Annotated in this window: 21 protein-coding genes; 13 read left to right on the forward strand and 8 right to left on the reverse strand. The window is 68.4% G+C overall.

What is annotated here, in order from left to right:
* Window positions 1-6: 6 nt before the first annotated feature.
* Window positions 7-3,639 (reverse strand): methionine synthase, encoded by a 3,633-nt coding sequence (metH, locus tag VFA08_02990; GenBank protein HYZ12553.1) that lies wholly within the window; start codon window positions 3,637-3,639, stop codon window positions 7-9.
* 92 nt (window positions 3,640-3,731) lie between these two features.
* On the opposite strand from metH, the gene VFA08_02995 reads away from it, so the two are divergent.
* Both VFA08_02995 and VFA08_03000 read left to right on the forward strand, forming a co-directional pair.
* Window positions 3,732-4,256: a cyclic nucleotide-binding domain-containing protein gene (locus VFA08_02995; GenBank protein HYZ12554.1), complete on the forward strand. Its 525-nt coding sequence runs from the start codon at window positions 3,732-3,734 to the stop codon at window positions 4,254-4,256.
* On the forward strand, window positions 4,256-4,747 hold the full coding sequence (locus VFA08_03000; protein HYZ12555.1) for a hypothetical protein: 492 nt from the start codon (window positions 4,256-4,258) through the stop codon (window positions 4,745-4,747). Before VFA08_02995 ends, VFA08_03000 begins: the two co-directional genes overlap by 1 nt.
* 22 nt (window positions 4,748-4,769) lie before the next feature.
* Here the strand turns inward: VFA08_03000 and VFA08_03005 are convergent, their stop codons facing one another.
* A complete protein-coding gene (locus VFA08_03005) occupies window positions 4,770-5,795 on the reverse strand; it encodes a universal stress protein (protein HYZ12556.1) in 1,026 nt (341 codons plus the stop codon).
* A 20-nt stretch (window positions 5,796-5,815) separates the two neighbouring features.
* Window positions 5,816-6,757, reverse strand: a complete 942-nt coding sequence (locus VFA08_03010; GenBank protein ID HYZ12557.1) for an aldo/keto reductase — start codon at window positions 6,755-6,757, stop codon at window positions 5,816-5,818.
* Window positions 6,758-6,951: 194 nt separating this feature from the next.
* Between VFA08_03010 and VFA08_03015 the strand changes: the two genes are divergently transcribed.
* From VFA08_03015 to VFA08_03040, 6 genes are all read left to right on the forward strand, one after another.
* Entirely contained in the window at window positions 6,952-8,796 is a 1,845-nt protein-coding gene (locus tag VFA08_03015; protein ID HYZ12558.1) for a 2-oxoacid:acceptor oxidoreductase subunit alpha, read from the forward strand.
* A 50-nt stretch (window positions 8,797-8,846) separates the two neighbouring features.
* A complete protein-coding gene (locus VFA08_03020; protein ID HYZ12559.1) occupies window positions 8,847-9,857 on the forward strand; it encodes a 2-oxoacid:ferredoxin oxidoreductase subunit beta in 1,011 nt (336 codons plus the stop codon).
* Between the two features lie 67 nt (window positions 9,858-9,924).
* A complete protein-coding gene (locus tag VFA08_03025; GenBank protein ID HYZ12560.1) occupies window positions 9,925-10,320 on the forward strand; it encodes a hypothetical protein in 396 nt (131 codons plus the stop codon).
* On the forward strand, window positions 10,317-10,610 hold the full coding sequence (locus VFA08_03030; protein ID HYZ12561.1) for a hypothetical protein: 294 nt from the start codon (window positions 10,317-10,319) through the stop codon (window positions 10,608-10,610). Before VFA08_03025 ends, VFA08_03030 begins: the two co-directional genes overlap by 4 nt.
* Window positions 10,611-10,650: 40 nt before the next feature.
* Window positions 10,651-10,827: a hypothetical protein gene (locus VFA08_03035; protein ID HYZ12562.1), complete on the forward strand. Its 177-nt coding sequence runs from the start codon at window positions 10,651-10,653 to the stop codon at window positions 10,825-10,827.
* Window positions 10,828-10,937: 110 nt separating this feature from the next.
* Entirely contained in the window at window positions 10,938-11,306 is a 369-nt protein-coding gene (locus tag VFA08_03040; protein HYZ12563.1) for a nitroreductase family deazaflavin-dependent oxidoreductase, read from the forward strand.
* On the opposite strand, the gene VFA08_03045 is transcribed toward VFA08_03040, so the two are convergent.
* The 5 genes from VFA08_03045 to VFA08_03065 all read right to left on the reverse strand — a co-directional run bounded on the left by VFA08_03045 (window position 11,303) and on the right by VFA08_03065 (window position 15,870).
* On the reverse strand, window positions 11,303-11,596 hold the full coding sequence (locus VFA08_03045; protein ID HYZ12564.1) for an Lrp/AsnC ligand binding domain-containing protein: 294 nt from the start codon (window positions 11,594-11,596) through the stop codon (window positions 11,303-11,305). The genes VFA08_03040 and VFA08_03045 overlap by 4 nt on opposite strands.
* 20 nt (window positions 11,597-11,616) lie before the next feature.
* On the reverse strand, window positions 11,617-12,792 hold the full coding sequence (locus VFA08_03050; GenBank protein HYZ12565.1) for an acetyl-CoA C-acetyltransferase: 1,176 nt from the start codon (window positions 12,790-12,792) through the stop codon (window positions 11,617-11,619).
* Between the two features lie 63 nt (window positions 12,793-12,855).
* Window positions 12,856-14,478 (reverse strand): DEDD exonuclease domain-containing protein, encoded by a 1,623-nt coding sequence (locus VFA08_03055; protein ID HYZ12566.1) that lies wholly within the window; start codon window positions 14,476-14,478, stop codon window positions 12,856-12,858.
* Between the two features lie 101 nt (window positions 14,479-14,579).
* Entirely contained in the window at window positions 14,580-14,885 is a 306-nt protein-coding gene (locus tag VFA08_03060; protein ID HYZ12567.1) for a WhiB family transcriptional regulator, read from the reverse strand.
* 109 nt (window positions 14,886-14,994) lie between these two features.
* Window positions 14,995-15,870 carry a hypothetical protein gene (locus VFA08_03065; GenBank protein HYZ12568.1) on the reverse strand — a complete coding sequence of 292 codons (876 nt, stop codon included), beginning with the start codon at window positions 15,868-15,870 and terminating at the stop codon, window positions 14,995-14,997.
* Between the two features lie 19 nt (window positions 15,871-15,889).
* On the opposite strand from VFA08_03065, the gene VFA08_03070 reads away from it, so the two are divergent.
* From VFA08_03070 to VFA08_03090, 5 genes are all read left to right on the forward strand, one after another.
* The gene (locus tag VFA08_03070; protein ID HYZ12569.1) at window positions 15,890-17,047 is read left to right on the forward strand and encodes a glycosyltransferase family 4 protein; all 1,158 of its coding nucleotides are present in this window, start codon (window positions 15,890-15,892) and stop codon (window positions 17,045-17,047) included.
* A 105-nt stretch (window positions 17,048-17,152) separates the two neighbouring features.
* Window positions 17,153-17,596, forward strand: coding sequence for an SRPBCC family protein (locus tag VFA08_03075; GenBank protein ID HYZ12570.1), 444 nt, complete (start codon window positions 17,153-17,155; stop codon window positions 17,594-17,596).
* A gap of 100 nt (window positions 17,597-17,696) precedes the next feature.
* A complete protein-coding gene (locus VFA08_03080) occupies window positions 17,697-18,914 on the forward strand; it encodes a TRC40/GET3/ArsA family transport-energizing ATPase (GenBank protein HYZ12571.1) in 1,218 nt (405 codons plus the stop codon).
* A 6-nt stretch (window positions 18,915-18,920) separates the two neighbouring features.
* A complete protein-coding gene (locus VFA08_03085; GenBank protein ID HYZ12572.1) occupies window positions 18,921-19,202 on the forward strand; it encodes a hypothetical protein in 282 nt (93 codons plus the stop codon).
* Window positions 19,199-20,317, forward strand: a complete 1,119-nt coding sequence (locus VFA08_03090; GenBank protein ID HYZ12573.1) for a host attachment protein — start codon at window positions 19,199-19,201, stop codon at window positions 20,315-20,317. The genes VFA08_03085 and VFA08_03090 overlap by 4 nt, the downstream gene beginning before the upstream one ends.
* Window positions 20,318-20,324: the final 7 nt, after the last annotated feature.

The raw sequence follows: 20,324 nt of genomic DNA on the forward strand, positions 1-20,324 counted from the left end.
GGCGGTTCAGTCGGGCTCGTACGCGAGGTTGGGGCGCAGCCACGACTCCGCTTCCCGGCGGTCCATTCCACTGCGCCGGGCGTAGTCCTCGACCTGGTCCCGGCCGATCCGCCCGACGTTGAAGTACCGCGACGCCGGGTGCGCGAAGTACAGGCCCGACACGCTCGCCGCCGGGGTCATCGAGCACGTTTCAGTCAGATCCATGCCGATCGATCGAGCGTCGAGCAGATCGAAGAGCGTTCGCTTGGGCGAGTGGTCCGGGCAAGCCGGGTATCCGAACGCCGGCCGGATGCCGCGATAGCGCTCGGCGATCAACTCCTCGTTCGACATCTTCGGGCCTCGCTCGTACCACTCGCGGCGAACCGTCTCGTGCAGCCACTCGGCGCACGCCTCCGCGAGCCGATCAGCGAGCGACTTGACTATGATCGCCGAGTAGTCGTCGTTGTCGGCCTCGAACCGAGTGGTCAGCTCGTCGGCCCCGTGCCCGGCCGTGCACGCGAACGCGCCGACGTGATCCGCGAGATCGCCGCCGTCAGGCGCGACGAAGTCGGTGAGCGAGCGGTTCGGCCGGTCGTCGCCGTGGTCGGCCTGCTGACGCAGCATCGGGAACCGCACGCCGCCGGCAAGCACGACGTCGTCCGCCTCCGCCGACGCCGGCCAGTACCCGTAGATCGCGCGCGCGTGAAGCGATCCGTCGGCGATGATCCGGTCGAGCAACGCGTTCGCGTTGTCGAAGAGCTCGCGAGCCGCGGCGCCGTGCTGTGGGTGGTCGAGGATCTGTGGGTAGCGCCCCTTGAGCTCCCACGCCGTGAAGAAGAACGTCCAGTCGACGTACTCGCGAAGGGTGGCGAGGTCGGGTTCGAGGACCCGGGTCCCGATGAACGGCGGCTCCGGCAGGTCTTCCTGCCGCCACGCGATCGGCGTCCGGCGCTCCAACGCGATGCGATAGGGAAGCAGCGGCTGCTCCAGCCGTTCGGCGTGCAGCCGGCGGAGGCGCTCCTGCTCCTCGCGGTTCTGCCGGTCGAGCTTCATGCGCCGTTCGGAGTCGAGCAGGTCGGAGACCACCCCCACCACGCGCGACGCGTCGACGACGTGGACGACGGGCTCTCCGTACTCGGGCGCGATCCGCACCGCGGTGTGCTGGCGTGACGTCGTCGCGCCCCCGATCAGGAGCGGCAAGTCGAGGCCGCGTCGATCCATCTCGCGAGCGACGTTCTCCATCTCGCCGAGCGACGGCGTGATGAGACCGGAGCATCCCACGATGTCCGCCCCCTCCTCGGCCGCGGTGTCGAGGAGCACGTCGGCGGGAACCATCACCCCGAGGTCGACGACCTCGTAGTTGTTGCATCCGAGCACGACGCCGACGATGTTCTTGCCGATGTCGTGCACGTCGCCCTTGACGGTGCACAGGATGACCTTGCCGTTGGAGCGGTCGCCGGAAGGACCCAGCCGAAGCTTCTCCTCCTCCATGAACGGCTCCAGGTATGCGACGGCCCGCTTCATCGCTCGCGCGCTCTTGACCACCTGCGGCAGGAACATCTTCCCGGCGCCGAACAGGTCGCCGACGACCTGCATCCCGTCCATGAGCGGGCCCTCGATCACGTCGAGCGGGCGCTCGTGCGCCTGCCGGGCCTCCTCGGTGTCCTGTTCGATGAACGCGTCGATGCCGTGGACGAGCGCGTGCTTCAGGCGTTCCGCCACCGAGGCTTCCCGCCACCCGAGGTCGACCTCGCGCTTGGTCGCCTCGCCCTTCACCGTCTCGGCGAATGCGACCATCCGCTCGGTCGCGTCGGGACGACGGTCGAAGATGATGTCCTCGACATGTTCGAGGAGGTCCGCCGGGATGTCCTCATACAGCGCGATCTGTCCCGCGTTCACGATGGCCATGTCCAACCCCGCGCGGATCGCGTGGTACAGGAACGCCGAGTGGATCGCCTCGCGCACGCGGTCGTTCCCGCGGAAGCTGAACGAGAGGTTCGACACGCCGCCCGAGATCCTCACGCCGGGGCAGCGCTCCTTCAGGATCGTCGTGGCCTCGATGAACGCCTTGCCGTATGAGGCGTGCTCCTCGATCCCGGTGGCGATCGCCAGGATGCACGGGTCGAAGATGATGTCTTCCGGCGAGTAACCGGCCTGGTCGATCAGCAGCCGGTACGCGCGTTCGAGGATCTCCACCTTTCGCTCGACGGTGTCGGCCTGCCCGCGCTGGTCGAACGCCATGACCACGACCGCCGCGCCGTACAGCTTGATCGTTCGCGCCTTGTGCAGGAAGTCCTCGTCGCCCTCCTTCAGGCTGATCGAGTTGACGACTCCCTTCCCCTGCAGGCACTTGAGACCGGCCTCGATGACCTCCCATTTGGAGGAGTCGACCATCACGGGGACGCGCGCGATGTCGGGCTCGGTGGCGATCAGGTTCAGGAACGTCGTCATCGTCTTGGCGCCGTCGAGGAGGTCTGCGTCCATGTTGACGTCGAGCATGTTCGCGCCGTTCTGGACCTGATCCGCGGCGATCTCAACGGCGCCCTGGAAGTCGCCGGACTCGATCAGACGGCGGAACCTGGCCGAACCCGTGATGTTCTGGCGCTCGCCGATCACGACGAAGCCGGTGTCCGGCGCGATCGCGAACGGCTCGAGTCCGCTGAACGACGTAAGCCTCGAGGGCGACGGGACGCGGCGAGGCGGCAAGCCGTCGACCACGTTGGCGATGGCGCGGATGTGGTCGGGCGTCGTTCCGCAACACCCCCCGAGCACATTGCCCAGACCGCTCTCGGCGAACTCTCGCAAGTATTTGGAGGTCGTCTCCGGCCGCTCGTCATAGCCGCCGAACGCGTTCGGGAGCCCCGCGTTCGGGTGACAGGTCGTGTAGACGCTGGCGGAGCGCGCGAGCACCTCGAGGTAGGGCCGCATCTCGGCGGCGCCGAGCGCGCAGTTGACGCCGACGCTGAACGGCTCGGCGTGCTCGATGGAGATCCAGAACGCGTCGACCGTCTGACCTGAGAGCGTCCGGCCGCTCCGATCGGTGATGGTCACCGAGATCATCAGCGGCGTTTCCGGCGTGATCTCTTTCGCCGCCGCGATAGCGGCCTTCGCGTTCAGCGTGTCGAAGATCGTCTCAATCAGGATGAGGTCGACGCCGCCGTCGACGAGGCCGCGGATCTGCTCGGCGTAGCTCGTACACGCATCGTCGAACGTCAGCGTTCGGTACGCGGGATCGTTGACGTGCGGAGAGAGCGAGAGCGTCTGGTTGGTCGGGCCGACCGAGCCAGCGACGAACTTGTCGGCACCGAACGCATCGACCGCGCGCCGGGCGATCCGCGCTCCCGCGACGTTCATGTCGTACACCGCGTCTTCGAGCCCGTAGTCGGCTTGGGAGATCGACGTCGACGTGAACGTGTTGGTCGTCACGATGTCGGCGCCGGCGGACAGATACGAGCGATGGATGTCCTCCACCACGTCGGGTCGTGTGAGGTTCAGGACGTCGGGGTCGCCATGAACGTCGCGGGGATGGTCTCGGAAGCGCTCGCCGCGGTAGTCGGCGTCGGTGAGGCCTCGTCCCTGGATCGCGGTGCCGTAGGCGCCATCGAGGACGAGGATCCGTTCCCCCAGGAGTGCGTCGAGGCGGCCGCGGACGCTCTTCATGTGGAAACGCTACCGGCCGTCGACCTACGTGACCAGCGTCGTCGCTCCACGCGGTACGCTGCGGCGTTCCCGGCCGAGACGGAGACCGTGCGATGCCCAAGGCGCCGTTCGACGATTTCTCCGAGGTCGTCCCTCGCGCCGTCGCCACCGCCGGCATCGCCCAGCGCCGCGAGCGACCGCCGCGCGCCGATCGGCCGCTCGGTCGCCACGACGTCGACATGTTGATGCGCGTCCCACTGTTCGCCGGCCTCTCGCGCCGCGACCTCCGCCGCCTCGCCGAGCACGCCGACGTCGTCTCGTTCCGGCCTCGCGAGGCGATCGTGCAGGCCGGCCGGCCCGGAGGAACGTTCTACGTGGTGCTCCAGGGCGAGGCAGACGTCGTCCTCAACGACCGGACGATTGGCAACCTGAGGCCGGGGGAATTCTTCGGCGAGATCTCACTGCTCGACGGTGGCCCGAGGACCGCCTCGGTCGTCGCGGACACCCCCGTCACGGCGATCCGGATCTTCAAGCGCTCGTTCGACCGCGTCATCAGCGAGGAGCCGACCGTCGCCGCGAAGATCTTGGCCGTCGTGGCGAAGCGCCTTCGCCAGGCGGAGCGCTCGATCACCGGCTGATGAACATCTTCGATGCGTATAGCTGGTGGAAGTTCCTCCACGTCCTGGGCGTCTTGGCGTTCGTCATGTTCCACGGCGTGTCGGCGGTGGTGGCGTTCCGCCTCCGCAAGGAGCGGGACCGTGTCCGGATCGCCGAGCTCCTGCAGTTCTCGGGCACGTCGATCCAGGGGATGTACGTCTCGCTCGGCGTGCTGATCCTGTTCGGCGTGATCGCCGGCTTCGACGGGGACTGGTGGCGGTTCTGGTGGATCTGGATCTCGCTCGGGCTGCTCGTGGCCACGCTGGCCGTGATGTACGTCGTGGCGCGCCCGTACTACCAGCAGCTGAAGGACGCTATCCAGCTGCGACCGTCCGGCGTGCCGCGGCGAAGCGACGAGGAGCTCGATCAGATCATGCGGTCGAGCGCGTCGACGCTGACGATCGCGTGGGGGACGGCCGCGCTCGTCATCATCGCGTGGCTGATGATCTGGAAACCGACCTGGCAGGTGTGACCCCGTAAGCCCGGCGGCCGGATCAGAAGTCGGACGGCGGCAGCGGGCGTTCGGCCGGGCCGTTCACGACCGCCCCGGTGGGCGCGTATCGAGAGCCGTGGCAGGGGCAGTCCCACGTCCGTCCGGCCGCGTTCCACCTCACGATGCACCCCATGTGCGTGCACGTTGCCGATAGTGCCGTGACCGTTCCGTCCGGATGGCGGAAGACGGCGACCTTGTGGTCTCCGGTCTCGACGATCCCGCCCTCGCCGGCCCTGATCTCCGAGAGGTTCTGCGCGATCGTCCGGGCGACAAGCACGTCCGACGTCGCGTTCTCGGCGACGTCGCGCGGAACCGACCCGAGGAGCGCCGCCCGCGCCCCTGTGAGTCCCTTGTTCCCCACGATGACGAGGTCGAAGCCCTCCTTGTCGGCCGTGCCAACGATCTGCTCGGCGGGATCGCCCTCGAGGATGATCATGCCGACCTGTGCGCCCTCGCCGATGGACTTCGCGGTGTCGCCGAGGACGAGCTCACCGGTCTTTGGATGACCGACAAACAGGAGCGTCATGGACGCGTCGATGCGATTGGCGAGCGCGTAGGCCTTCCGAGCGGCGCGATCGGCGGTCGCCGAGCCGTCGGTGGCGAGGAGGATGCGCCGGTACGGGGGTGAGCCGTGCTGGCGATCGGCTTCGTCGCGGGCGCGTGTCAGCAGCACATCGCACGGCGCGTTCACGACGATCTTTCGTACCACGCTCCCGATCAGCTGCTCGCCATGGAACAGGCCACGGCTTCCGGTGACGATGAGGTCGGCGTCCTGCTCCTCCGCGACGCGCACCACGGCGTCGGCGGGGTCATCCGGTGACAGCGCCGTCTGGGTTTTCTTGAGTCCGGTCTGTTCGGCGATGCGGACCGCGCGCGCCACCGCCGCCTCGGCTCTCGATGGATCGACGAACGCGTGCGCGATCGTCACCTTCGCCTTCGTCGCCGCCGCCAGCGAGCACGCGACGATCTCCGCCGTCTGCGCCGTCGCCGAGCCGTCCGTGGCCAGGACGATCCGCTTGTAGGCCATGCCGCGAGCCTACACAGCGATCAGGCGAACGCCGGTCCGAGCTCCAGGATCCGATCGAGCTCGTCGAGCGTCGCCCGGTCGAGCACGATGTCGCCGGCCTCGGCGTTCGAGCGCACGTGGTCGGCGTTCCGGCTTCCGGCGATGGCGGATGTGACGCCCGGCTGGCGGGTCGTCCACGCCAGCGCGAGCTGCGAGACCGAGATCCCCATCCGCTCGGCGATCGGCCGCATGGCGTCGACGACGGCAAGGCTTCGGTCTCGCCCGCCCTCGCCGAACAGCGACGTCTCGCCGCGCCGGAAGTCGCCCTTGTCGAACGCCGTGTCGGCGGTGATGGCGCCGGTCAGCAGGCCGTAGGCGAGCGGTCCGTACGCGAGAACGCCGATGCCCTGATCGCCGCACCACCGGATCAGCTCGCGGTCCTGGGGCGCGAGCATCGAGAACTCCTGCTGCAACGAGTCCACGTGTCGAACGGTGTGGCACCGCTCGATCAAGGCCTTGTCGAAGTTCGACACGCCGATCGCTCCGACGAGGCCTTCCTCGACGAGCGACGCCATCGCGGCCCACGTCTCTTCGATCGGCACGCCCGTCGAGTCCGGCCAGTGCAGCTGATACAGGTCGATCCGATCGGTCGACAGTCGCTTCAGGCTCTTCTGGCAGGCTCGGCGGACCTGTTCGGCTCGAAAGCCCGTCCCCTCCTGGCGAGGCGCGACCTTCGTCGCGATGAGCACCTCTTCGCGCCGTCCACGAAGCGCGCGCGCGACGAGCGTCTCCGACGTGCCATCGCCGTACACCTCGGCCGTGTCGATCCAGTTGATGCCGGTCTCCAGGACCGTGGCGATCGCCCGGACGACCTGATCTTCGGGCGGCGGCGTGCCCCAGTCGGCGGCCATGCCGGCCTCCCACGAGCCGAACCCCACGACGGAGAGCTCCGGGCCGTTCGATCCGAGCTTCGCCGTCCTCAAGCCAATCGCTCCTCCCGCCGAATCGAGTCAGTGTAGGAGGGGACGGGCCGACGGTCCGCACCACGGGTCGCTTCCCGGTACCTGTGGCGCGACATGTGCAGGTCGCATGCGCGCGGTACGCTGATGTGCAGGGGTTACCGACCCGCGTGGCCTCGAATTCGACGCAAGGAGCGAAGGCGCCCCGCGCCCGCGTGATGACGAAGCAGGTCGAAGAGAAGAAGCGCGTCATCGTTCGATTCGCCGGCGACTCCGGCGACGGCATGCAGTTGACCGGAGACCGCTTCACCAATGCGACGGCCGTCCTCGGCAACGACCTCGCAACGCTCCCGGACTTCCCCGCGGAGATCCGCGCTCCGGCCGGAACCGTTCACGGCGTGTCCGCGTTCCAGATCCAGTTCGCCTCGACGGACATCCTGACGCCGGGCGATCACCCGAACGTGCTCGTCGCGATGAACCCGGCCGCCCTGAAGGCGGAGCTCGGAACGGTCGAGCGCGGGGGAACGATCATCGTGAACGAGGACGCGTTCAACGCCCGGAACCTGGAGAAGGCAGGGTTCGCCGCCGACCCGCTCGGGGACGGGACGCTCGAGGGGTATCAGGTCTACCGGGTGCCGATGACCTCCATCACGGTTCGCGCCGTGGAGGAGCTCGGACTCACTCGCAAAGAGGCAGAGCGATCGAAGAACATGTTCGCTCTCGGCTTGCTCTCGTGGATGTACGGCCGGCCGGTCGACGTGACGCTCAACTGGCTGCACAAGAAGTTCGGCGACCAGCAGCAGCTGTACGACGCCAACGTGGCAGCGTTCAAGGCCGGGTACAACTTCGGCGAAACGACCGAGCTGTTCGCGACGTCGTACGTCGTCAAGCCCGCGCCTGCCGCCCCGGGGACGTACCGGAACATCTCCGGCGCGACGGCGCTCGCGTGGGGTCTCGTCGCCGCGTCGCAGCGGAGCGGTCTGCGCCTGTTCTACGCGAGCTACCCGATCACGCCCGCCTCCGAGCTTCTCCACGAGCTCTCGCGGCTGAAGAACTTCGGCGTGATCACCTTGCAAGCGGAGGACGAGATCGCCGCGGCGAACGTCGCGCTGGGCGCCGCGTTCGCGGGGGACCTCGGCGTCACCGGCACCAGTGGACCGGGGATGGACTTGAAGGCCGAGACGCTCGGTCTCGCAGTCACGCTCGAGCTGCCCATGGTTGTCGTCGACGTCCAGCGCGCCGGCCCGTCGACGGGCATGCCGACCAAGACCGAGCAGGCCGACCTGCTCCTGGCGATGTTCGGACGCCACGGCGAGTCACCGTTGCCGATCGTCGCCGCCAAATCCCCCTCACACTGTTTCGAGGCCGCGATGGAGGCCGCCAGGATCGCCGTCAAGTACCGCACGCCGGTGATCCTGCTCTCCGATACGTTCATCGCGAACTCGTCCGAGCCGTGGTTGATCCCGGACGCGGACGAACTGCCGACGATCGACCCGAACTTCGCCACAGGTCCGAACGCCGGACAGGAGTTTCTCCCGTACCTGCGCGACGAGAACCTGGCGAGGCCATGGGCGATCCCCGGGACGAAGGGTCTCCGCCATCGGATCGGCGGCCTGGAGAAAGAGGACGGCACCGGCGACATCAGCTACGACCCGCAGAACCACGAGCGAATGACGCACGTTCGCGCCGACAAGGTGGCGAAGATCGCTGACGAGGTTCCGCCGGTCGAGGTGGACGATCCCGACGGCGACGCCGAGCTGCTCGTGGTCGGATGGGGGTCGACGTTCGGCACGATCCGGGCCGCGGCTCGGCGCGTACGCGACCAGGGACGCGAGGTGGCGACGGCGCACGTCGTGCACCTGAGCCCGTTCCCCTCGAACCTCGGTGACGTGCTCCCGCGGTACGGGAAGGTGTTGATCCCGGAGCAGAACCTCGGACAGCTCGCGCTGCTCGTTCGGGGACGGTTCTTGGTCGACGCGACGTCCTACACGAAGGTGCAGGGACAGCCGATCTTCGCGGAGGAGTTGGAGACGGAGATCTTGAGGATGATGGAAGAGCGATGACCGACCCAGAGATCCACCGCAACGGCGCCGGGGGCAACGGAGAGGGTGCCATGGCAGCCCTGACCAAGAAGGACTTCACCTCCGACCAGGAGGTGCGCTGGTGCCCCGGTTGCGGCGATTACGCGATCCTGGCGATCGTGCAGTCGTTCATGCCGGAGCTCGGCATCGAGCCCGACGACACCGTGTTCGTGTCGGGGATCGGGTGCTCCGGACGGTTCACGTACTACATGGACACGTACGGCGTGCACGGGATCCACGGGCGGGCTCCTGCGCTCGCGACGGGGATCGCGACCGCGCGGCCGGAGCTGTCGGTGTGGGTGGTCACCGGTGACGGCGACGGCTTGTCGATCGGCGGCAACCACCTGATCCACGCGCTCCGACGCAACGTGAACATGAAGATCCTCCTGTTCAACAACCAGATCTACGGGCTGACGAAAGGTCAGTACTCGCCGACGTCGGAGGAGGGCAAGGTCACCAAGTCGACGCCGTTCGGCTCGGTCGACCACCCGTTCAACCCGATCGCCCTCGCGCTCGGCGCGGAGGCAAGCTTCGTCGCCCGAACGGTCGACAACGACAGGCAGCACATGACGCAGATCCTTCGGCAGGCGGCGGCGCACCGTGGAACCGCGTTCATCGAGATCTATCAGAACTGCAACGTCTTCAACGACGGTGCTTTCGACGCGGTGCGCGAAAAGCCGCAGGGAGTCCACAACCAGATCCGGCTCGAGCATGGGCAGCCGATCGTGTTCGACGAGGGGGCGCGGTGCGTCCGTGTGGGCGACAACGGACGGCTCGAGATCGCCAACGTACCGGAGACCGATCCCCAACGGATCGTTGTCCACGACGTTCACGGACGCCCCTCGCTGGCGTTCGCGCTAGCGCACCTGTCGCACCGGCCGATCGAACCGACGTGCATCGGCGTCTTCCGCGAGGTCGAGCGGCCGGTGTTCGGCGAGGCGACCATCGCGCAGGTCGCGTCGGCCACCGAACGCCTGGGCAAGGGAAGCGTCGAGAAGCTCCTGCACTCCGGCGACACCTGGACCGTGGGCGCACCGGCGTAACGACAACGTCGCCTGCGACCGCGCCGAAGCGCTCTGGGCGCCGAACGACCGTTGGTACTATCCGCGCGTGAAGGTCCTGCTCGTCTCGCCCGACCCCAGGTCGCGCGAGCTGATGCGATTGGTCGTGCGCGGGATCGAGCGTCGAATCGCCGAGCCGATCCGATTCCTCGAGGCGACGAACGGGGACGAGGGGGTGCGAATCGCGCTTCGTGAGCGCCCCGACGCGATCGTCGCCGATGAGCTGGCCTCGCGCGCGGGCGCGTTCTCGCTGGCGCGGACGGTGCGCGATCGCCCCGATCCGTACGACGGCGTGATCGTCGTCCTGCTCGCACGGCCACAGGACGCGTGGCTCGCGCGGTGGTCGGGCGCCGACGCATGGCTCGCCCCACCGGTCGACCCGTTTCAGCTCACGGATCGCCTCATGGAGCTCGTCGACCGGCGGGCAGCGAAGGAGACAGCGTGAAGATCAAGGGCACGTGCCGTCGCTGCGGCCGCGAGTTCTTCGTCGAGCAGGTCCTCGAGAACGGCGGCCTGTGTCCGTGGGACGGCAAGCCGTTCCAGGTCGACTACGCCGCCGTCCTCGTCGATGCGCTGCGCGAAGCGGAGGCCGCCGGCAACACCCTGGAGAACGCGCTGGAGACTGTGGCGGACGTGGAGCCGGAGTTCGTACTGGACGAGCATTCGGTGTTGGACGAGATCCGAGGTCATCTGGAGAGGCTGGAGCGCAGCCACGGTCGCCGCGAGCGGGTCTGAGTCGAACACGAATCGCTACGGCGTCGTGAGCCGTCGCGACATGAGTGGTTGGGTGGTCGCGATCGTCGATCCTTCGGGACGCGAGGTGGCCACCCGGGCGTGTCGTGACGACGTGGAAGCGCGAACGTACGCCTCGACCGTTCGACAGCACATCGAGTGGCTCTCCGAGGCTCGGTTCCGCGACTATTACGGACTGTCGCCCGAACTCGGGGGTTAGACGTGGGCTTTAACGCGATGCAGCCGGGGAAGGTGAAACGCGCTGACCTGCTGTACCTGGTCGCCGCGATCGTCGTCATCGTCGCCCTGATCGTTTGGGCGACGCGATAGGTGGGAGGCGTCGAACCTTCCGATCTCGATTACTGCTACGTCACGACGACCGGACGACGTACCGGGTCACCGCATACCATCGAGATCTGGTTCGCGCTCCACGCCGACACCGTCTACCTGCTCTCGGGCGGGGGCGAGGCGAGTGACTGGGTGAAGAACGTCCGCGTCGACCGGACTGTCGGTCTCCGTCTCGGCGACCGCGACATGATCTGTCGCGCCCGCATCGTCGAAGACGAGAAGGAGGACTCGCTGGCGCGGCGACTCCTCGTGGAGAAGTATGCCCCTCGGTACGCGGACGATCTGGAGGAATGGGGTCGGACGGCGCTGCCCGTGGCGATCGAGCTGCCGAGCGCCCGAGAGGGTGACTAGCCACCGGCCTCGTCGAACCCGAGCGAGAACAGCCGCTCCAGATCGTGCGTCGAGAACACCTGGAAGGCGATGAGCGTCTCCGTCCGCGCGACGCCTTCCACCTTGGCGATGCCGCCGGGGATCACCTTGGCCAGGTCGTCGTGGTTCGCCACGCGGACGATGGCCACCAGGTCGAACTCGCCGGCGACCGAATAGACCTCGCTGACGCCGTCGAGGTCGGCGATGGCCTGAGCCGCCTCGGGGATCTCGTCGATCTCGCACTGGATCAACACGACTGCGTGAACGGCCATCGTTCAGGCACCCAGCTCGGTCACGAGCGCTCCAGGATGACGGCGAGCCCCTGCCCGCCCGAGATGCACAGTGTCGCCAGGCCGAGCGCAGCACCGCGCGCTCGCATCTGATACGCGAGCGTGAGGACGATCCTCGCGCCGCTCATCCCGATCGGATGCCCCAGCGAGATCCCGCCGCCGAGGAGGTTCAGTCGGTCGCGGTCGAACTTGAGCTCTCGCTCGCACGCGATGATCTGCGCGGCGAACGCCTCGTTGATCTCGATCAGATCGATGTCGGCGAGCGAAAGTCCCGCCTTGTCCAGCACCTTCTTCGTCGCCGGGACCGGTCCGACCCCCATGATCTCCGGAGGTACGCCGGCCCACGACGAGGCCACGATCCTCGCGAGCGGTTCACGCCCCTCTCCGAGCGCCCTCGATTCGCTCATCACGACGGTCGCCGCCGCGCCGTCGGTGATGCCCGCTGAGTTGCCCGCCGTGACGGTGCCCGGATCGCGGAACACCGGGGGCAACTTGGCCAGCGTGTCGAGCGTGGTGTCGGGACGCGGGTGTTCGTCCGCGCTCCCGACGAGCGTCCCGCCCTTCGGGTCGGCGATCTCGACGTCGAACATCTCCTCGGCCCGGGAGCCGCGTCCGGCTTCGGCCTTCTGCTGCGACTCGAGCGCGAACTCGTCCTGCTCTTCGCGGGAGATGCCGTACATGTCCACGAGGTTCTCGGCCGTCTCGCCCATGACCAGTCCGGAGAGCGGGTCGACCAAGCCATCGCGGTACATCGCGTCGTAGACCTTCGCGTCGCCGAGGCGATACCCGGTACGCATCCGATCCAAGAGGAACGGCACGCGCGACATGTTCTCCATTCCGCCCGCCAACACGACCTCCGATTCGCCCAGCGCGATCTGCTGCGCGGCGAGCTGGATCGCCTTCATGCCCGAGCCACAAGCCATGTTGACGTTGTAGGCCGACACGTCGGTGGGGACGCCCGCGCGAACGCTCACTTGCCGCCCGGTGTTGGGACCGTTCCCCGCCTGTCGCGCGTGGCCGAAGATCGTCTGGTCGACGTCGTCGGGCTCCACCGACGACCGGCGCATCGCCTCGCGCGCCGCGAGGGCGCCGAGCTCGACCACCGAGACGTCGCCGTACGCGCCGAGGAACCGGCCGATCGGCGTCCTGGCGCCCTCGACGATGACGGCCGTCTCCACGCGCCAAGTGTATCGACGGCCCTACTTGGATCAGGCATGCACGTGATCATTACCGCGCGTGCGTCACGCCGAGCGCGTGGAGGCCCGCAGCCTCGCCAGCAGGTGGTTCAGGCGCGACCCCCCCTCGACGGGCTCGGCGAGCGGGACGTCGGTCGACTCGATCGTGGGGCCGTTCCGCGCGATCCACGCCCTGAGAGCTCCGAGCTCGTCCGCGCGATCACGCGGGCAGGGCGACCCGAGCGGCGCCTCGACGGGGTCCGATCGGACCAGTGCGCCGTGCCGGAGTCGAAGCGCCACCCCATCGGGCTCGCGAAGGATGAGATCGGACGGCGCCACGAGCCAGCCGTCGATCCGTGAACGCGCGAGCGCCTCGGCAAGTGCGCGAAGTCGATCGCGCGCCAGCGCGGCCTCCTCGAACCGTTCGGCGTCCGCCAGCGTGTGCATCCGCGCCTCGAGCGCCGCGAGGAGCCCGCCCGGAGTGGAGAGGGAGGAGACGAGCGACCGGACGAGCTCCCCGTAACGCTCGGGGGTGATGCGGCCGTCGCACGGCGCGGTGCACCGACCGATATCGGCGAGGGCGCACGGCGCGAATCGCGTCGACGCGCGCATCGCCTTGGTGCAGCGGCGGATGGGGACGAACTCCTCGAGCGCCTCCTTCGCCAAGCGCGCGCTCTGCGAGGAGGGGAACGGACCGAGGTAGACGCCGGGCCGCTTGGCCTCGCGGACCACCCTGATGCGGGGGTACGCCTCACGCGTGTCGAGGGCGAGGTAGGCGTAGCGCCGCCACGTCTTACCCCTGCGGTTGTACTTCGGCTCGTGTTCTCGGATCAGCCGCGCCTCGACGACGAGCGACTCCAGCTCCGAGGCGCACTCCACGCCGTCGACCGAACGTGTTTCTGCCAGGAGGTTCTCGACCTTCTTGCGTGGATCGCCGTAGAAGTAGCTCTTGACGCGCGCGCGGAGGTCGTTCGACTTGCCGACGTAGAGGACGCGCCCGTCGCGTCCGCGGAACAGATACACCCCCGTCGAGTGCGGCAACGAGTCGGCGAGGCGGATCTTCCCGTAGTTCGGCCGGCCTCGTGCCCGGACGGCCGCGTGCAGGTCGCCGAGCGTGAGGATCCCCAGGCGCCCGCCCAGCTCGAGCAAGCCGTGCAGGACCTGGGCGCAGGCCTCGGCGTCCGGAAGCGCTCGGTGGCTTGGCCGGACGGTCGTTCGAAAGTACTGGGCGAGCGTCTGCAGCCTGACGTTCGGCACATCGGGCCACACCACGCGGCGCGCGAGTCGTGCTGTGCAAACGGGCGGCGGCTCCAGCGGCTCGTACGCGAGCCGCTGCAGCGCGACGTTCAGGAACGTGAAGTCGAAGCGAGCATTGTGCGCGACGAACACGCCGCCGTGCGCGAATTCGGCGAACGAGGGAATGACCGCTTCGATCGCGGGTGCGCCTGTAACGGTGGCGTCGTCGATACCGGTGAGGTGCGTGATCTGGCGAGGGATCGGTACGCCGGGGTTCACCAGCGTCTCGAACGTGCCGACGCGCTCGCCCCCGCGGAACTTGATCGCGCCGATCTCGGTGATGCCGCACTCGACCGGCGATCCGCCGGTCGTCTCGAGATCCACGACGACGAAGGTGACGTCGGCGAGAGGAACGGCATCGTCGAGAACACCCTGGACGGCCTCGAGCGCCACCGCGTCCCTCCCGGCGGGCCGCGCGAGGGGGCGTTCAGGCTATCCGAACACGTGTTCGAGCGTCAAGACCCGAGCAGAAGCGTCTTGAGTCGACGCGAGCTTCAGGCCACGAAGCGGACGAGGCGGCGGCGCTGTTGCTCGGTCAGCCCGCCCCATACGCCGTAACGCTCCCCGTTCTTCAGCGCCCACGCGAGACAGAGCTCGCGGATGCCGCAAGCAGCGCAGTAGGCGAGCGCCGGACCCGCCTCCTCTTCCGAGGTGGGGAAGAACACGTCCGGATCGATGCCGTGACAGGCGGCGCTCTCCTGCCACATGTCTGGGGGAGAGGGGTTCGGTGGGAGTGACGTCAGGTCGATGCCCGCGATGCGCTCCTTGGTCACCTTCGCTCCTGCGTGCCGCGTTTCCACGTCGTCCACCTCGGTCCACCGGGGGGCGACGGCCGCTTTGTATCAGTGGAAGGACCGTGGAAAACAGTCTTGAAAACTCGAAGGGGGAGGAGTAGGTGGCTCGATCGGACTAGCCTGAGCGCCGCCGGATCGGCGTTCCGGAAGCTGTGGAAAATTCCAGTTCCCGCGCCTCCCAGCGGAGGCGGACCAGACCTCTGTCCCCCCACGCGCTCGTGACCACGCCGGCGCTTTGCCCGTCGGCGAGCACCTCCTCGCCGGTGGCGACCGGCCCGCCGACGTCGACGGGGAGGACCACTCGGGTGGGATGCCCTCGGTTCGCCACCTTCGCCACCGCCTCCTGTCCCAGGAAGCATCCCTTCGAGCGATCGGTCACCGGCGGGCCGTCGAGACCGGCCTCGGCCGGCAGGGATTCCTCATCGAGATCCGCGGGGAACGCGGGGTCACCTCGGAGGATCCGCCGCGCGTCGACGGCCTCGGGTCCCACAGCCTCGAGCCCGTCGCCGCGGAGCCGTTCGCGAACGTCGTTCAGGGCGTCCTCGTCGCTCGCGCCGACCAGGATGTCGAACCCGCCCGCAAGTACCGAGGGACGCCACACCTCGTTGAGCCACGTGGGTGGCGCCTCGCCCCCCGGGACCCCGAACAATCGAAAGCGCGAGGGGTAAGTCGTGACGTCCGAAGAAAGGACGTACGGCAGGAGCAGGTCGGCGATCCCCGCGGGCTGATCTGCCGGCTGCGCGAGCGCGAACCCGGTGTCGCCGAGACCCAGCACGTGAAAGCTCGCGCGGATCCGGCCCGTCGGCGAGAGCAGGAGCGACGGCCGCGAGTCGAAGCGTTCGAGCGTCATGACGTCGGTCGTGACGAGGTCGTTCAGCCAGTCGCGTGCGTCGCCCCCCGACACGATGGTGACGGCGACGTCCTCGAGCTCGGCGAACGCGCGACCGGAGTCCAGCGCGTCGACCGCTCCTTCCAGAGCCTGGGTGACCACTCTGAGAGGATAGGCGGCCGTGCAGATCCCGCGGACGCTCGTCGTGACCAACGACTATCCGCCGCGGATCGGCGGCATCCAGCGGTCGCTCGAGGCGCTCGTGGGACGGCTCCCCGCGGACCGCGTCGCGGTGCTGTGCCCCGCCTGGGACGGCGCGGACGCCTTCGACGCCACCGCGCCGTATCGCGTGTTCCGACAGCCCGATCGCTTCTTGTGGCCAACGCCCGGCGTCGCACGCCAGGTCCGAGCGGCGATCGAACAGTTCGGTGCGGAGGTCGTGTTGTTCGGATCGACGTACCCGCTCGCGTTGCTCGGACCGGGGCTGGCAAAGCGCGGAACTCCGTACGTCACCGGAGCCCACGGGTTCGAGTACTGGCTGTCGATCGCGCCCGGGGCACACGGCCTCATGCGTCGCGCGACCTCGCGTGCCGCGCGCATGGTCGTGATGTCGAGTGCGTTCATCGCGCGGGTCGTCCGCACGGCCGTCCCCGAGCGCGTCCCGGTGTCGGTGATGTACCCGGGCGCCGACATCGAGACGTTCCATCCCGACGTGGCGTTCGAGGGGATCCGCGACGCTCACGCTCTGGGGGACCGGAGACTCGTCGTCTCCGTGAGCCGTCTCGTTCGTCGTAAGGGTCAGGACGTGCTCATCCGGGCGATGCCGGCGATCCGCGAGCGCGTTCCGGACGCGGCGCTCCTGATCGTCGGCGGCGGGCCGTACCGAGAGCGGCTCGAGGAGCTGGCGATGCAGGCGCCCGCCGGCTCGGTCGTCTTCGCCGGTGAGGTCTCCGAGGCAGATCTGCCCCGCTACTACCGGGTAGGTCACGTCTTCGCCATGCCGTGCCGGAACCGAGCCGGAGGCCTGGAGGTCGAGGGTCTCGGTCTCGTCTTCTTGGAGGCTGCCGCGTGCGCTCGACCTGTTGTGGTGGGCGATTCGGGCGGCGCGCGGGAGACGCTGATCGACGGGGTCACCGGAGTGCTCGTCGAGGGAAGCGATGTGTCCGCGGTCGCGGACGCGATCGCCGGTCTGCTCGAGGAACCGTCGCGCGCCGATGCGATGGGGGCGGCCGGCAGGACCCTCGTCGAGCGCCGCTTCACGTGGGAGCGCGCTGCCGAGCAGCTCGCCGGGTGGCTCCGCGAGGCCGCAGATTCCAGGCCTCAAGCTTCGCCTCGGTAGGCCCGAACGAGAACACGTGGGATCTCGTTCGGGAAGTGCCAACTCCGGTCGGTCTCGGCCGCATCGGGAGAACGGCGTGGTCGCGTTAGTAGCATCGGTCTCCGCATGAGCGAGCAGACCGAGGGCCAGACCGTCATCAACGCATCGGCCGAGGAGATCATGGACGTGCTGACGGACTTCGAGGCGTATCCGGAGTGGGCCGAGGTGAAGTCCGTTCGCGTCCTCGAGCGGGGCGAAGGAGGACTCGGCACGAAGGTGCACTTCGAGGTCGACGTACCGGTCCTCGGCGCCGCGAGCTACACGCTCGCGTACCGCTACGCACCCGCCGACGGCGGCATGTCGTGGCTCTCGACGCAAGCGCAGGGCGCCGTCTCACAGATCTCCGGTGAGTACCTGTTGTCCCAGGTCGACGACCGCGAGACCAAGGTGATCTACCGCTTGTCGGTCGATCTGGGCGTGCTGCTGCCCGGGTTCGTCAGGACCCAAGGCGAGCGCCGCGTCATCGAGAACGCGCTCGACGGACTGAAGGGCCGCGTCGAGGGCGTCTGAACCGCTCCTCCACACGGGCCGCAGCCGACGTCGTTCCCTCAGCGGCCCTCCACGCGAGTCGTGGCCGCGGAGAAGGCCCCGGCGGGTAGGCTACCCACGGATGCGCGTACTGCTCTTCACCGGCAAGGGCGGTGTGGGAAAGACGACCGTCGCCGCCGCAACCGCCGTTCGGGCCGCGGCGTCCGGTAACAGAACGCTGGTGATGAGCACCGACCCCGCGCACTCACTCGCGGACTCGTTCGACACCCAGATCGGCGAGCACGCGACCCCGGTCACGGACAACCTGTGGGCCGAGCAGATCGACGCGCAAGGCCGGCTCGAGACCAACTGGCGCGAGATCCAGGACTACTTCGTACAGCTCATGAACTGGGCCGGCGTCGACACGATCCAGGCAGAGGAGCTCTCGGTGATCCCGGGCCTCGACGAGATCTTCAGCCTGATCGACGTGAAGACGCACGTCGAGGAGGGCAAGTACGACCTACTCGTGGTGGATTGCGCACCGACCGCTGAGACGCTGCGACTCCTGTCGCTGCCGGAGATCATGAACTGGTACATCGAGCGCATCTTCCCCGTGCAGCGCCGGCTCGTCCGCGGGGTCCGGCCGATCGTGACGAGGATGACGTCGCTGCCGATCGCCGGCGATCGGTTCTTCGCCGCGGTCGAGCGATTGCACCACAACCTCGACGCGGTGCACCGGATCCTGACGGACGAGAAGTCTTCGACCGTTCGGCTCGTCGTCAACCCGGAGAAGATGGTCATCGCGGAGGCGCGCCGCACGTACACGTACCTCGGGTTGTTCGGGTACCGCGTGGACGCCGTGGTCGTGAATCGGATCATCCCCGAGGGCGTCACCGACCCCTACTTCGGCAAGTGGAAGGACATTCAGGCCGAGCACCTGGAGACGGTGAAGGAGTCGTTCGAGCCGGTTCCGATCCTCACCGCCAAGCTGTTCGACCGCGAGATGGTTGGCGTCCCTCTGCTCGAGGACATGGGGCACGAGGTGTACGGGGCCCGCCGAGTCGTTGACGTGCTGTTCCAGGACCACCCGATCCGCGTGCGGCGGCGCGGACGAGGGTACGTCCTGGTGATGCGCCTGCCGTTCGTCTCGCGTGAGGACATGGACATCCATCGACGAGGCGATGAGCTCTACGTTCGCGTCGGCACGTACAAGCGGAACCTCGCGCTCCCCCAGACGCTGCAGCGGCTCGAGGTGCGCGGCGCGAACTTCGTCGGCGACCAACTCGAGATCGCCTTCGCTCCGACGGACACCGCCACGCATTCGGCGGGCGGGGAGGCATCAGGAACGCAGAGGACATGAGCGAGCGTGGCTGAGGCCAGGGCGAAGTCGGGCCCTCAACGGACGGGACGGGCGACCGCCGACACGAGCGGGGACGCCTCGACGAGACCGGTGTGCACGGTGGCGTTCTGTCCGATCTGCATGGCGGTCACGGCGACACAGGGGTCGTCGCCCGACGCGGTTGAACACCTGCTGAACGCGGCGCGTGAGTTCTTCCTCGCGGCGCGCGCGGTCATCGCCGCGCGCGCGGATGATCTCGAACGGAAGGACGAGACATCGCGCCGGCTCGAGAGGATCGACATCGAATGACCGCGCTCGACCGCGGACTTCTCCGGAAGCTCGCGGAGTGGGACGCCTCCCTCCCCGTCACGACGGTGTACGTCACGGTCGACGGGCGCAGGTACCCCCGAAAGGCCGACTACGAGCTGCGGCTCGACGACCTTCTCCGCAACGCCCGTGGCCAGGCGAGGGCTCTCGACCGCGACGCGATCCGCTCGGTCGATCGCGACGTCGCAGCGATGTCGGAGTTCGTGCGAGACGAGTTCGATCGCGGCGACACGAAGGGGCTGGCCATGTTCTCGTCGAACGGCGCGGGGCTGTGGGAGGTGGTGCGTGTCTCGAGGCCCGTCCGCGATCGCGCAATCGTCGCGCCGGAGGCCGATCTCGTGCCGCTCGAGTCGCTCGTCGAGACGTACAGGCCGACGGGTGTGGCGCTCGTCGACTTCGAGAAGGCACGGCTGTTCCTGGTCGATATGGGGCGGATCGATGAGGTCAGCGACCTGTGGGACGACGTGCCCGGCCGCCACGACCAGGGCGGATGGGCGCAGATGCGGATGCAGCGACACGTGGACGACCACCGGACTCGGCACATCAAGCACGTCGCCGACGCGCTGTTCAAGCTGTGGCGACGAACCAGGTTCGAACAGCTTGCGCTGGCCGGTCCGCCCGAGCCGCAGCACGAGCTCGAGACGTCCTTGCACGATTACCTGCGACGGAGGGTCCGAGCGACATTCACGTTGGCGATGACCGCCTCGCGCGGCGATGTTCTCGACCGGATCCTCCAGCTCGAGGAGGACGTGGAGCGCGAGCGCGAACGGAACGCGGTCGAGCGCCTCTCGCGAGCCGCCGCGACCGACCGAGGTGTGATCGGCCTGGAGGACACGCTTCGAGCGGTCTCGGAAGCGCGGGTCGACGAGCTCGTCGTGCCGTTCGATCTGTCGACGCCGGGAGCTGCGTGCGGTGCGTGCGGGCGACTCACGACGCGTGTGGGCCGGTGCCCGACCTGCGGCGGGACCATGCAGCGCGTGCCCGACGTCGTGGAATCGGCCGTGGCGGCCGCGTTCCGCACGGGGGCGAGGGTCGAGGTTGTGCTCGACCAGGGCCTGCATGAGCTCGAGGGGATCGGCGCCCTGTTGCGTTTCTAACCGAACG

The organism is Actinomycetota bacterium (assembly GCA_035640355.1).
Lineage (GTDB): Bacteria > Actinomycetota > UBA4738 > UBA4738 > HRBIN12 > CALGFI01.

Excerpts from the sequence above, each read along its gene's own strand:
- metH (HYZ12553.1), bottom strand. The coding sequence starts at position 3,639 with ATGAAGAGCGTCCGCGGCCGCCTCGACGCACTCCTGGGGGAACGGATC.
- VFA08_03015 (HYZ12558.1), top strand. The coding sequence starts at position 6,952 with ATGACGAAGCAGGTCGAAGAGAAGAAGCGCGTCATCGTTCGATTCGCC.
- VFA08_03005 (HYZ12556.1), bottom strand. The coding sequence starts at position 5,795 with ATGGCCTACAAGCGGATCGTCCTGGCCACGGACGGCTCGGCGACGGCG.
- VFA08_03000 (HYZ12555.1), top strand. The coding sequence starts at position 4,256 with ATGAACATCTTCGATGCGTATAGCTGGTGGAAGTTCCTCCACGTCCTG.
- VFA08_02995 (HYZ12554.1), top strand. The coding sequence starts at position 3,732 with ATGCCCAAGGCGCCGTTCGACGATTTCTCCGAGGTCGTCCCTCGCGCC.
- VFA08_03035 (HYZ12562.1), top strand. The coding sequence starts at position 10,651 with ATGAGTGGTTGGGTGGTCGCGATCGTCGATCCTTCGGGACGCGAGGTG.
- VFA08_03075 (HYZ12570.1), top strand. The coding sequence starts at position 17,153 with ATGAGCGAGCAGACCGAGGGCCAGACCGTCATCAACGCATCGGCCGAG.
- VFA08_03045 (HYZ12564.1), bottom strand. The coding sequence starts at position 11,596 with ATGGCCGTTCACGCAGTCGTGTTGATCCAGTGCGAGATCGACGAGATC.
- VFA08_03090 (HYZ12573.1), top strand. The coding sequence starts at position 19,199 with ATGACCGCGCTCGACCGCGGACTTCTCCGGAAGCTCGCGGAGTGGGAC.
- VFA08_03020 (HYZ12559.1), top strand. The coding sequence starts at position 8,847 with ATGGCAGCCCTGACCAAGAAGGACTTCACCTCCGACCAGGAGGTGCGC.
- VFA08_03080 (HYZ12571.1), top strand. The coding sequence starts at position 17,697 with ATGCGCGTACTGCTCTTCACCGGCAAGGGCGGTGTGGGAAAGACGACC.